14 protein-coding genes are annotated in these 12,078 nt (G+C 70.6%); 3 read left to right on the top strand and 11 right to left on the bottom strand.

Annotation, left to right across the window (positions count from 1 at the left end; genetic code table 11):
• From AC0AIB_RS25825 to AC0AIB_RS25855, 7 genes are all read right to left on the bottom strand, one after another.
• On the bottom strand, nucleotides 1-1,091 hold a 1,091-nt coding region (locus AC0AIB_RS25825; protein ID WP_465097666.1), incomplete at its 3' end, for a branched-chain amino acid ABC transporter permease.
• Entirely contained in the window at nucleotides 1,088-1,978 is an 891-nt protein-coding gene (locus AC0AIB_RS25830) for a branched-chain amino acid ABC transporter permease (protein WP_465097667.1), read from the bottom strand. The genes AC0AIB_RS25830 and AC0AIB_RS25825, both read right to left, overlap by 4 nt.
• Complete coding sequence (locus tag AC0AIB_RS25835; RefSeq protein WP_328342706.1) at nucleotides 1,975-2,721, bottom strand: ABC transporter ATP-binding protein; 747 nt, start codon at nucleotides 2,719-2,721, stop codon at nucleotides 1,975-1,977. The genes AC0AIB_RS25830 and AC0AIB_RS25835 overlap by 4 nt, the downstream gene beginning before the upstream one ends.
• A gap of 56 nt (nucleotides 2,722-2,777) precedes the next feature.
• A complete protein-coding gene (locus AC0AIB_RS25840; RefSeq protein WP_328342704.1) occupies nucleotides 2,778-3,521 on the bottom strand; it encodes an ABC transporter ATP-binding protein in 744 nt (247 codons plus the stop codon).
• A gap of 3 nt (nucleotides 3,522-3,524) precedes the next feature.
• Nucleotides 3,525-4,730: a substrate-binding domain-containing protein gene (locus AC0AIB_RS25845; RefSeq protein ID WP_465097668.1), complete on the bottom strand. Its 1,206-nt coding sequence runs from the start codon at nucleotides 4,728-4,730 to the stop codon at nucleotides 3,525-3,527.
• A gap of 253 nt (nucleotides 4,731-4,983) precedes the next feature.
• Nucleotides 4,984-5,244 (bottom strand): hypothetical protein, encoded by a 261-nt coding sequence (locus AC0AIB_RS25850; protein WP_328342701.1) that lies wholly within the window; start codon nucleotides 5,242-5,244, stop codon nucleotides 4,984-4,986.
• Nucleotides 5,241-5,612 carry a DivIVA domain-containing protein gene (locus tag AC0AIB_RS25855; protein WP_328342699.1) on the bottom strand — a complete coding sequence of 124 codons (372 nt, stop codon included), beginning with the start codon at nucleotides 5,610-5,612 and terminating at the stop codon, nucleotides 5,241-5,243. Before AC0AIB_RS25855 ends, AC0AIB_RS25850 begins: the two co-directional genes overlap by 4 nt.
• A gap of 298 nt (nucleotides 5,613-5,910) precedes the next feature.
• On the opposite strand from AC0AIB_RS25855, the gene AC0AIB_RS25860 reads away from it, so the two are divergent.
• Both AC0AIB_RS25860 and AC0AIB_RS25865 read left to right on the top strand, forming a co-directional pair.
• Nucleotides 5,911-6,141 carry a GntR family transcriptional regulator gene (locus AC0AIB_RS25860; RefSeq protein WP_328342697.1) on the top strand — a complete coding sequence of 77 codons (231 nt, stop codon included), beginning with the start codon at nucleotides 5,911-5,913 and terminating at the stop codon, nucleotides 6,139-6,141.
• Between the two features lie 263 nt (nucleotides 6,142-6,404).
• Nucleotides 6,405-6,905 (top strand): hypothetical protein, encoded by a 501-nt coding sequence (locus AC0AIB_RS25865; RefSeq protein ID WP_465097669.1) that lies wholly within the window; start codon nucleotides 6,405-6,407, stop codon nucleotides 6,903-6,905.
• 404 nt (nucleotides 6,906-7,309) lie between these two features.
• Here AC0AIB_RS25865 and coaD read toward each other — a convergent pair whose 3' ends face one another.
• Entirely contained in the window at nucleotides 7,310-7,732 is a 423-nt protein-coding gene (gene coaD / locus AC0AIB_RS25870; protein ID WP_465097670.1) for a pantetheine-phosphate adenylyltransferase, read from the bottom strand.
• 45 nt (nucleotides 7,733-7,777) lie between these two features.
• Nucleotides 7,778-8,311: a DUF6817 domain-containing protein gene (locus tag AC0AIB_RS25875; protein ID WP_465097671.1), complete on the bottom strand. Its 534-nt coding sequence runs from the start codon at nucleotides 8,309-8,311 to the stop codon at nucleotides 7,778-7,780.
• Nucleotides 8,312-8,677: 366 nt separating this feature from the next.
• Here AC0AIB_RS25875 and tcmP point away from each other — a divergent pair, with 366 nt between their 5' ends.
• The gene (tcmP, locus tag AC0AIB_RS25880) at nucleotides 8,678-9,853 is read left to right on the top strand and encodes a three-Cys-motif partner protein TcmP (RefSeq protein ID WP_465097672.1); all 1,176 of its coding nucleotides are present in this window, start codon (nucleotides 8,678-8,680) and stop codon (nucleotides 9,851-9,853) included.
• A 30-nt stretch (nucleotides 9,854-9,883) separates the two neighbouring features.
• On the opposite strand, the gene AC0AIB_RS25885 is transcribed toward tcmP, so the two are convergent.
• Nucleotides 9,884-10,639, bottom strand: a complete 756-nt coding sequence (locus tag AC0AIB_RS25885) for a DUF5131 family protein (protein ID WP_465097673.1) — start codon at nucleotides 10,637-10,639, stop codon at nucleotides 9,884-9,886.
• A 260-nt stretch (nucleotides 10,640-10,899) separates the two neighbouring features.
• Nucleotides 10,900-12,042: a glycerophosphodiester phosphodiesterase gene (locus AC0AIB_RS25890; RefSeq protein WP_465097674.1), complete on the bottom strand. Its 1,143-nt coding sequence runs from the start codon at nucleotides 12,040-12,042 to the stop codon at nucleotides 10,900-10,902.
• Between the last annotated feature and the right edge of the window lie 36 nt (nucleotides 12,043-12,078).

Here is a 12,078-nt window from a genome sequence, read left to right on the forward strand (position 1 = left end):
GGTCGGGTTAGGGGGGCGAGGCGGGGGGCGAGGCTGGCCAGGCCGCCGGGGAAGAAGTAGACGGCCAGGATGAAGACGGTGCCGAGGACGAACAGCGGCTGACTCAGCGGGGCGCTCAGCACGCCGGGCAGGGCGTCCACGGCGGCGCTGCTGCCGAACGCGGTGAGCCGGTGGTCGAGGTACATGTAGACGATGCCGCCGAGGACCGGCCCCCAGCGCGTACCCGGGCCGCCGAGCACCACCATGACCAGCAGCGACAGGGTCAGCTCGGAGGTGGTGACGTGTGGGCTGGCCCCGCCGACGATCAGGCAGTACACCACCCCGCCGGCCGAGGCCAGCCCACCGGCCAGGGTGAACGCGACCAGCTTGAACCGGTACGGGTCGAGCCCGAGCACCCCGATCCGCCGTTCGTCGTCGCGCAGCCCGGCCAGCACCCGGCCGGTCGGCGAGCCGCTGACCCGGTGCACCACCAGCACCACGACCGCCAGGTAGGCCAGCGCCAGCCAGTACAGGTTGACCGTGTTGGTCACCCCGACCAGGGCCGCCGGCAGCCCGGAGACGTCGAGCGGCAACCCCTCCTCGCCGCCGGTGAAGCCCCAGAAGTCCCTGGTCACCAGGATCGCGCCGACCTGGGCGAAGGCCAGCGTCACCATGGCGAAGGCGATGCCGACCGTACGCAGCGCGATCGCGCCGAGCAGCCCGGCGAGGGTGGTCGCGCCGACCACGGTGAGCAGCGCCGCCTGCCACAGGGCCAGCCCGGCGTGGGTGACAAGCACGTCGGTGCCGTACACCCCGGCGGCGAAGTAGAGGGCGTGGCCGAAGGAGAGCATCCCGGTCCGCCCGAACAGCAGGTCGTAGCCGGCGGCGAGACCGCCGAAGACCAGGCAGATGGCGAGCAGTTGCAGGGTGCCCGGCGAGTTCAGCGGCCCCTCGAAGAGCCCCGGCAGGTGCACGGTCGAGTACGGCACGATCGCCGCCACGCCCAGCGCCACCAGCGGAAGGAACGGCCGCACCCCGTGCCAGCGGGACCGGGGCGGGGTCAGCTCGGCCGGTACGGGGGCCGGTGGTGCGTCGACCATCGAGTCGCTCATGCGTGTGCCACCTTCCCGGCGAAGCCCTGCGGACGCAGCAGCAGCACCACGGCGAGCAGCCCGACCACGCAGATGTCGCCGAGCCCGGACGGGCCGTAGTAGTTGACGAACTGTTGCAGCAGCCCCACCACGACGGCCGCGTACGCGGACCCGACCACCGAGCCCATGCCGCCGATCACCACCACGATGAACGCGAAGATCAGCAGCGAGCCGCCCTGACCGGGTGAGACGGTGCCGTAGTAGGTGCTGCCGAGCGCCCCGGCCAGTGCGGCGGCGGCCCCACCGATCGCGAAGACCAGGGTGAACGCCTTGCGCACGTCGATGCCGAGCGCGGTGACCATCTCCCGGTTCTCCACCCCGGCCCGGATGATCAGGCCGTACCGGGTCCAGCGGAGGAAGGCCAGCAGCGCGCCGAGCACCAGCGCGGCCGCCACGATCAGCAGCAGCCCGCCGTTGGGCACGTTCGCCCCGAGGACCGTGGTGACCTGCCGGGTCCACGCCGGCCGGGGGAACGGCCGGGCGTCCGCACCCCAGGTGGCCTGGAGCAGCGCCACCCCGGCCAGCGACAGGCCGACGGTGACGAGCACCTGTTCGATGGTGCGGGAGTAGAGCGGTCGGATCAGCACCAGCTCCACGAGCACCGCGACCAGCACCCCGGCGGCCACCCCGAAGGCCACCGCCAGCACGAATCCGAGGCCGTCGGGGCCGGCGCCGGGCAGGTTCCCAGCCGCCCACCAGGTGGCGTACGCGCCGACGCCGAGGAACAGCCCGTGCGCGAAGTTCAGCACGTCGGCCAGCCCGAAGACCAGGGAGAGCCCCGAGGCGACCAGGAAGTACAGCGCCGCCAGGCCCAGCCCGGTCAACGTCAGCAGCACGATGTCGCTCACTGGTGCACCCTTGTCTCACTCGGGCCGTGGCCGCCGGAGCCGACGCCGAGCAGGGAGCGGGTCAGCTCGGTCTCCCGCAGCAGTTCCGACGCGTCCCCGGCCCAGGCCACCCGGCCGGCGGCGAGCACCACGGCGTCGGTGGCCAGCCGGCGCACCACCGCCAGGTTCTGCTCCACAAGCAGCACCGGCACGGTCTCGGCGACCCGTTCCAGCACCTCGGCCACCTCGGTCACCACCTTCGGCGCCAACCCCTTGGTCGGCTCGTCGACGAGCAGCAGCCGGTTGTCGTTGAGCAGCACCCGGCCGATGGCGAGCATCTGCTGCTGCCCGCCGGAGAGCGAACCGGCCCGTTGCCGTCCGCGCCGGTCCAGCTCCGGAAAGAGCGCGAACACCCGGTCGTACGCGGGCGTGGTGCCGCGTCGTTCGGCGAGCCGCAGGTTCTCGGCGACGGTGAGGCCGGCGAAGACGTCCCGGTCCTCCGGCACGTAGCCGAGCCCGTCGCGGACCAGCCGGTGGGTGGGCCGCCCGAGCAGGCTCCGCTGGCCCGTCCGGACGGTGCCGCGCACCTCGCCGCCCCGGGGGGTGAGCCCGAGGACCGCGCGCAACGTGGTGGTCTTGCCGACGCCGTTGCGCCCGAGCAGCACTGTCACCCCGGTCGGCGCGACGGTGAACGACACCCCCTGGAGGATGTGCAGCCCGGCGATCCGCACCGACAACCCCTCCACCCTCAGCACCGACGTCACCGCGCCGTCTTCCGTTCGCGACTGCGGGGCTCGCAAAACCGGCTCACTCCTCGCGCTCACAGGGACTCCCCCAGGTAGGCCGCCTGGACGGTGGCGTTGGCCATCACGGTCTGCGGGGTGTCGCAGGCGAGCAGTGCGCCGTGGTGCATCACGGCGATCCGGTCGGCCAGTTCCAGGATCACGTCCATGTGGTGCTCCACCATCAGCACCGACCGGCCACTGTCGCCGGTCAGCGACCTGATCACGTCCACCAGTTCGGGGACGTTCTCGGCGCTGACCCCGGCCATCGGCTCGTCGAGCAGCATCACCCGGGGTTCCCCGGCGAGCAGCAGGGCGATCTCCAGCTTGCGTTTCTCGCCGTGGGCCAGGGTGCCGGCCAGCGCCGTACCCCGGTGGTGCAGGCCGACCCGGTCGAGCGCCGCGTCGGCGGCGGCGGCCACCTCCCGGTCGGCCGCCGCCCGCCGCCACAGCTTCATCGAGCCACCCCGGTACGCCTGTACGGCCAGCCGGACGTTCTCCCGCACGGTGAGCGACCCGAAGACCGAGGACGCCTGGAAGGTACGGCCCAGACCGCGCCGGGCGCGTCGGTGCGGTGGGAGTGCGGTGACGTCCTCGCCGTCGAGCAGGACCCGGCCGCCGGTCGGCTGGCGTAGGCCGGTGATCAGGTTGAACAGGGAGGTCTTGCCGGCGCCGTTCGGCCCGATCACGCCCAGGAACTCCCCGGGTGCCAGGTCGAGGTGTACGTCGTCGACGATGGCGACCTCACCGATCCGCCAGGTCAGACCACGGGTGGCGAGCACCGGTCAGCCCTTCATCGGGGTGACCGGCGGCGCGGTCTCGTCCCCGGTCAGGGTCTTCTGCGCGGCGGCGGTGAACGCGGTGCCGCTGCCGGTGAGCTTGGCCTGGTACATCGGCTGGAGCAGGGCGTGGTCGTCGGCGCGGATGGTCATCGGGCCCTTCACCCCGTCGAACGTCCAGCCTTCGAGGGCGGTGACCATCTTGTCGACGTCGTCCCCACCCTCCTGGGCGGCCCGGACGACCATCTGCGCGGCGGCGAAACCGTCGGGGTGGAACAGGTCGAGCGTCCCGCCGGGGATCTTCGCCTTGGCGGCCTTGGCGGCCTCGGTGTCGCTGGCCCCGTCGAAGTAGTGCGACAGGAACGAGATCTTGCTGCCGGCCGCGCCGAAGGTCGGCCAGGAGGCGCGGATGTCCAGCCCGGTGACGACCGTGGTGGAGGCGAGCACGCCCTGCTGGTCGAGGGTCTGCCACATGGCCGGTGCGGTGGTGCCCGCCCAGGCGACGAAGAGCAGGTCCGGCCTGGCGGCCTTGATCTGGCTGGCGAACGGGGTGAACTCGCTGGCGCTGGCCGGGGCCCGGACGCTGCTGACGGTGGCGCCCGCCCCACCGATGACCGCCTTGACGGCGGCCTCGTTGGCGTCGCCGAACGCGCCGTCCTGGGCGAACACGACGACCTTCTTGCCGGTCGGGTCGCCGATGAACGACTTAGCGGTCACCACGTCCTGGTAGGACTGCCGGCCGGAGCGGAACGTGTACCTGTTGGCGCCGGTGACCGCGTCGGTGGCGGCCGGGCCGGAGATGAACAGGACCTTGTTCTGGGCGGCGATCGGGGCGGCCTGGAGCGCCACCCCGGACGCCGTCGACCCGGCGATGATCTTCGTGCCCTTGCCGATCAGGTCCTTGGCGGCGGAGACGGCCTTGGCCGGGTCACCCGCGTCGTCGACCTCGGTCAGCTCGACGGTGCGGTCACCGACCCTGCCGGTGCCCTTGGTGGCGAAGTCGAGGCCCGCCTTGAAACCCTCGACGTACTGCTTTCCGTAGCTGGCCAGGGCACCGGACTGGGAGTAGACCAGGCCGACCTTGACCGGGGCGGCCGAGTCACCGCCGCCGGAGGCGGTGTCCTGCGGGCTGCCGCAGGCGGTGGCGGCGAGCGCCGCGGCCATCATCGTGGCGGCGGAGAGGAACGCCCGCCGGGTGTGCCGGACCGTCATCGCGACTCCAGGTGAGGACAGGAAGCTTGTGACGGCTCACGCTAGAAGTGACGTCACCCACGGGCTATGTGGCGACGACACACAAGTGACACGTACCGGGTGGCCGGTGTTAACAGTCGTCACGACGACCCGGCGTGTCACCTGGTGCCGGGTGGCGCTCACCCCCATCACCCGCCCGGCCCGGGTGTCGCCCCCCGCCACCGCTGCGCCACCGTTGCCGCCCGGCCGGTCGCCGCGGTGCCCGCTGCCCGACTCACGGGTCGGCCCTCGTCGGCGGGTCGCAGCCGCCGTCGTGGTCGGCCGGGCGCGAACACCGCCGGCCGCCCGCCAGTCGCCGGTCGCAGTAGACCCAGTGGCGTACGGACTGCTCGTCCTCCCGGGACACGGTGGTACCGCCCCGGTCGACATCGGCCAGGAACCCGAGCGCCCGGGTGACCACCCGGGCGAATCCCCGCGCGGCGACCAGATCCTCGGCGACAACCGGCAGGTGTACGACGAACCGCTCCCGGCTCACCAGCGCACGTCCGAGGTGAAGTGGGTGCGCCAGGAGCGCAGGGCGCTCTTGATCCGCTGGTTTTCCTCCCGGACGATGGCCAGATCACGCCGGGTCTTCGCCAGGTCGGCGGCCACCCGGTGCAGGAAGGCGTCCACTTCCACCGGGTCGAGTCCCCGCTTGACCAGGCCGAACTGTCGTTCCTGGACCTGCCGGGCGGTCAGCGGCCGACACACCTCCGAGCGGTACCACCCACCGTTGGGCGGGCGCTGCGGCCGACGTCGTTCCGCCCGGCGACGCCAGAGGCAGTTGCCCGAACGGCCTGGCCAGGGACTGCGGCCCGGACGGCCGGGCCAGAGGCTGCGGAACAGGGACAGCAGGATGCGCATGGGTCACCTTCCGGGGTCGGGTCGGGTCGCTGCGGTGGAAGGCGACCCGGCCCGCCGATAGGGGACGCGGGCCGGGTCACCCGACCTCGGGACCGCAGCCCTGTGCGGCGGTACGGCCCCGAAGCCAACCCTTGGTGTCCGCCCCCGAGGTTTGCCGAACCAACCGGAACCGGACATCCACAACATACCCAAAATGTTTGTGTAGGTCGACCCTCTGTTCACGCGACACGACAGCTTGTTGCAGTTACTGGTGCAGGCCCGGCATGATCAGAGACGCCGAACCAACCGGAGTCTCACCATGCCCACAGCTGAAGCCCCATACCGCCAGATCGCCAATGAACTCACCGCGAAGATCAAGAGCGGTGAACTCAAACCCGGCGACAAACTGCCGTCCACCCGCGAGCTTGCCGAGGCGTACCAGGTGCACATGAACACCGCCTCGCGCGCGCTCTCACTGCTGCACGACCGCGAGCTGATCACCGGTCAGCCCGGCCGTGGCACCTACGTCGCCCAGACCTCGACGCGGTAACGGCCGCGCGGCAACCCGGTGGGGTGCGTGCGGCCGTGGCGGCGTCCACGATCAGAGGTTGCCCGGACCGGCGACACATAGTGCACGCAGGTCCTTTGGACCTGATGACGTCAACGGATCAGCCGATCCGCGGGAGGGCTGCGGAAGCGGTGCCGGCCGGCGTTCTCCCGTCCACCCCATCGTCCTGAGCCCCTCCGCCGGGCCCCTCGGGCTGCGCGGCCTGGTGGGGCATGACGTGAGGTCCGCTCCGTTAGGGTGAGCCGATGCGGCGACTCACCGATGGGACGGTCCTGGCCGTCGGCAGGCTGACTCTGGCCGCAACCGAACTTGAGTACGTGCTGGCCGGCATCGGTGCCGACAGCGCCAACCGGGCTGACCAGGCCCACCGGGGCGACCAGGGCAACCGGGGCGACCGGGGCGACCGGGGCGACTTGGCCAACCAGGCTGATCGGGCTGATTGGGCTGACGGTGGCAGCCTCGCCACGATCTTCACCGCTCCCGGTGAGCCGGTGCAGGCAGCACGACGCCACGCCCGGCAGGCCGCCCCGGAGCACCGTACCGAGTTCGTCGGGCTGGTCGAGGCTGCCGCGACGTACCTCGTGCAGAGCCGGACGGCCGTACGCGCGCTGTGGCTCGACGGAAACCGCGTCGATGCGGCGACCTTCGACGAGATCACCGGCCTCATCCTGCGCTGCCGCGACCGGCTCCAGGCTCTACGCGACGACCTCGATCACCCGGCGGCCACGCCACCCCGTCCCCGCTGACCGCCAGCAGCAGCCGGCCCCGGCGCAGCTCATGCCCCCGTCACGGCCCTCCCGCTCCGTTCACCGCCCGAGCGCGCCCCCACCAGCTCGATCAGCTCACGAATGGTCGGCCGACCTGCTCGGCGACCGTCCGACCCACTGCCATTGTGGAGAGTTGTTGTCGCCCTGGCGACAACAACTCTCCACAATCCGACGACCTCGCCACCCGGGCCGCCACAACCTCGCCATCCGAACCACCCGGCGGCCACCACCTGACGACCTGGGCACCCGGGCCGCCACAACCTGGCCGCCCGAACACCCGGCGGCCATCACTGACGACCTGGGCCAGTCGGGGCCGCCACCACCTGGCGACGCGAACCACCCACGCCACCACCACCCGACAACCCGAACCACCCGGGTCCGCGTTACGCCCTGAGTGGTGGCAGCTTGCCCAGCGTGCGTACGGCCGTCGACGACATCGCCGCCAGTTCGGGCTGGGCGGGCAGGAACACCGTGGCGACGCCAAGCGACTCGTTCATCCGGGCGAGCCGGCATTCGGCCTGGAGGTCGGTGGTGTTCCGCACGCCCCGGACGATCACCCCCACCCCGTGACCGAGGCAGTAGGCGGAGGTCAGCCCGCGCCAGGAGCCGACGGTGACGGAGGTCCAGCCGGCCGGCAGCACGGCCCGGACGGCGGCGGCCCGCTCCCGTTCGTCGACACCCGGGTTCTTGCTGCTGTTGACCGCGACGAGCACGACCACCTCGTCGAAGAGGGCGCGGGCCCGGTCCACCACGTCCAGGTGCCCGGGGGTGAAGGGGTCGAAGCTGCCGGGATAGACCGCGCGCACCCGTACCAGACCGGGGGGGTGAGGCAGGCAGCGGCGGGGCGGGCGTCACGGCCCCAGGACCCGCTGCGCGTCGTGGCTGACCTGGGCGGAGGCGAGGGGGGCCCAGGAGGCGAACAGCTCCCGGAAGTACGCGCCGTACCGGTCGACCACCGTCGGATCCTGTTCGACGACGTCCAGCTCGTTGACGATGCTCAGGTCCGTGAACGACCGGAGTTGCGCCGCGTCCGGCGTGCTCACCTGGCCGGTGAAGCGGTCGAACACCTGGCCGGTCTCGGCCAGCTTCCGCCAGGTGCGCTTGCGGTCGCAGGCACCGTACAGATAGACGAGTTCTTCGGCCTCGGCACCGACGAGGTCCCGCAGCACCGCACGGTCGGCCCGGTCGAGCAGGGCGAGGTCGAAGCCGTCGGTGCCGTAGGCGGCGTGGGTCAGCCCCGCGACCTGCACGTCACCGGCGCAGCCGAGCGCGGCGAGTCGTTCGCTGACCCGACACAGGTGGGCGTAGAGGGTGCCGCCGGGATGCGCGATCTGCTCGGTGCCGTGCCGGCGGAGCCAGCCCCGCACGCGGTCGTCGCTCCCCATAGGCCCGACTGTAGGTATCGCCCGCCGAACCCGCCGCCCCGAGGGCAAGGGCAAAAATCACACCACCCCGGTACGCCGAGCAGCCGCCTGCCTGAGAGTCTCCTTGCCAGCTACCGAATCGGCGGACCACTCTCACCGCCCGGTAGGACCGCCCGAGCGCGCCGGGAGGTGTGGAGCGTCCCGCGCCGCACCGCTGTCAGATCATGGACGGAAGCACACCCCCGCTCGCCCCTCTCAAGCGAATCTTCGCTGCTCAGCCAGGCCGCCCCACAGTAGATGGATGAAACTCGGCTTCACTCGGCCCACGGCCCTGCCGACAGAGAGCTATCTTCACATCACCAAAAGTGATCAACGTGGGGAGATGCGGTGTCTGCCAACGACGAGTTCTTCCGGTCGAAGAAAGCCGCAGCGGTGCTCAAGCATGGCATCCTCAAACGGTACCCGGTGGTGTTCGCCTCGAAGACGGGGCAGGAGAACCCGATCGTCTTCCTCGACGGTTACGCCGGACGGGGCGAGTACCAGGGCGGAGAACCTGGCTCACCGCTCCTGCTCTCCCGATGCGCCGAGTTCGTCCAGGGGTTTCGGGAAGTGCTCGCCTTCTTCGTAGAGCAGGACCCGGACAGCTTCGCGAATCTGGAGGAGGTGCTGCGGCTCAAGGGTGGCACTGTCCAACGAGTGCTACGTCAAGGCAGCCTTGACCAACACCTCCCCGAGTTGCTGGCCAGGGCCAAGGGGGCTTCCCTGTTCGCCTTTCTCGACCCTTTCGGCCCCGCCCTCGACTTCGATCTGATCAGGACCCACCTCCTCGGCCGCCCGAACTGGCCACCCACCGAGATCCTGTTACATTTCAGCGTGTCCTCGGTGGCTCGCATGGGACGAGCGGTCCACCTTGCTGGAAAGAGACCTGGCGGGCTCTCCAGCAGCGACCAGCGGACCGCCGACCGGCTGGACCGGTTTCTGGGTGGCAACTGGTGGCGCGACTACTTCTCGAAGGTCTCGGACGGAGGCGACGAACAGCGTGCCACCGACGTCGCGTTGCGCGTCGCCGCAAGATACGCACAGGATCTGACCAAGGGATCCGACTACCAGGCCGTGCAGATGCCGGTTCGGCCACGGCCCGGCCTGTCGCCGAAGTACGTGCTTGCTCTCTTCACCAGAAACGGCGAAGGCGCCTGGCACTTCGCCGACACCTTGGGAAAGGCCGGCGTCGAGTGGGAGGAGGCCTGGGTGCAGGAACAGTTCCGACGGGGCGAGCACTCTTCGGAAACCCTGTTCGGTGACGGTCCGGTCTTCGACGCCGAGCAGTACAAATCCGAGAACGCCCTCCGCTGGTCACGAACCGTCGAGCGGAACATTCTCGGGATGCTGCGACCCGACGAGTCATTCCGGATGGTTGATCGAGTGCCCGAGGTTTACGGTGACGTGCTCGGGCAGGCCTGGGTGCCGCACGTACGGCAAGCCACCAAATCCCTGCACCGCCAAGGCCTGATCAACCACCCGGGGACCGGCGACTTCTGGAGAGAACTCGTCTGGCGACCGTGATACGCCGGGGCAGGGCCGCGCATCCCGCCGTCATACCGCGCTGAGCATTCGAGGCGTCGGCATGTCGTCCCAGGTCCGGCCGTCCAGTAACCGCCCGCCGGCCTTGGGCGTGCGCCCGCCCCACTGCTTGAAGAAGAACGCCGTCCCCGCCCGCACACACTGATCCCGCAGGTCGCGAACCCACGACGGATCCATGTGACGACAACCCTGGCCGGACTCTCCGCCAGCAATCAACCAGTCGATGTCGGCGAGATCGAGGCCGGGCAGTGGACCAAGCAGCGGCTCGGCCGAAACGAAACGCAGCGCAGCCGGCACCTGCCGAAGGTGGTCGATCCGCTCACGCTGTGACTCGTCCTCCACGCTCACCCCCATCCAGACATTGGCGGGCCAGTCGATCTGTGGGGCGATCTTGGCCAACCGGGCAGCCCGCTTGGTGAGGACCTGAAAGGTGTGCCGAGGCGTCTCACGCATCACCGTGAACACCCGTTGCACATACTCAATGGGAACCCGCGCGTGAAAGAGGTCAGACATGGAGTTGACGAAGACCGTCCGTGGCTCTCGCCAGCGTCGAGGGATGTCCAGGGCGTCAGGGTGCAGTGCGACACCAAACCCGGGGCCGGAGGTGCGCGGGTCACCATCCGTCTGGTATTTGACCGAGCCCATGGCCTTCAGCCGCTTGGCAAGCGTCATGGCGTAGCAGTTGTCGCACCCGGCGGAGATCCGGTCGCATCCGGTGGTCGGGTTCCAGGTCGCTTCCGTCCACTCGATTGCGCTCTTGTCTGCCATGCGCCCTCCTTCCGATCGCGAAGAGCCCATCTTGTCGAACATCCGTACGCCCAGGAAGGGCCGAGCGGCGTTCCGACCGATCTTTTTCGATGAGCTCCCATCGTCACGAACGACGGGCAGGGTCAGGGGTAGCGGGCGGGCGTCCCCTACACCACGGGTTCCCTGATTGATCCACTCCCCTGAGCCGATGTAGCGGTGTCCGGGTCGACCGGATACCGCTACATCGACCTCATTGAGTCGATCAAGCCCGGGGCGCGGGGTCAGCGGGTGGGCAGGCCGGCGCGGGCGGCGACGGCGGTGTCGGGCTGGTCGGCGAAGACGCCGTCCAGGCCGAGGCCGAGGAAGAGTTCGTACTCGGCGGTGATGTCGCCCCGGGCGTTCGGGTCGGTGCCGATCCGGAGGTCGACCGGGAGGAACTGGTTCTCGGCGCGGAACGTCCAGGCGTGCACCACCAGCCGGTGCCGGTGCGCGTCGCGGATCACCGTGGTCGGGGCGAGCAGCTTGCCGGTGGCGTCCCGGGGGACGATCAGGTTCTTGTTCAGCCCGACCCCGTCGGCGTACCCGGCGATCCCGCGCAGGCCGGCGGCGGTCGCCAGGTCCTGGTAGGTGCGAGGGTCACCGGCGACGGTGAAGTCGTAGGGCCGGCCGGTGGCGTCGAGGAGCTGGACCAGTGGCACGTCGGTCATCCGGTCGAGCTTGCGCAGGTTGGCGGTCTCGAAGGACTGGATGAAGACCGGGTCGTCGCGGTGGGTCAGCTTGTTGCGGCGCAGCACCGCGACCAGGGGCTCCTCCAGCGGCAGCCCGATCGAGGCGAAGTAGCTCGGATGCTTGGTCTCCGGGTAGACGCCGATGGTGCGGCCCCGGGCCTTCGACTCGGCGCGGGCCAGGTCCAGCACCTCCTGGAAGGTGGGCACCTCGAACCGGCCGTCGAAGGCGGTGTTCGCCACCCGTACCTGGGGCAGCCGCTCCTTGGCCCGCAGCGTCTTCAGCTCGGCCAGTGTGAAGTCCTCGGTGAACCAGCCGGTGACCGGCACCCCGTCGATGGTCTTGGTGGCCTTGCGGGCGGCGAACTCCGGGCGGGCCGCCACGTCGGTCGTACCGGAGATCTCGTTCTCGTGCCGGGCGACGAGCACCCGGTCCCGGGTGGAGACCAGGTCGGGCTCGATGTAGTCGGCCCCCAGCCGGATCGCCAGCCGGTACGCCTCCAGGGTGTGCTCCGGGCGGTAGCCGCTGGCCCCCCGGTGGCCGATCACCACGGGCCGGTGGGTGGCCCGGTCGGCGCGGTCGGCACGGTCCGCGTCGTCCTCGCGGGCCGAGGCCGCGCCGGGCACGGCCACCGGAACGGCGACGGCCACGGCGAGCAGCGCGCCGGCCACCCCGAGAGCGGAAAGGGTACGTCGCAACGCGATCTCCTTCGTCGATGGACGTCCGACAGGTCG

The sequence above is a fragment of the Micromonospora sp. DSM 43699 genome (assembly GCF_055517075.1).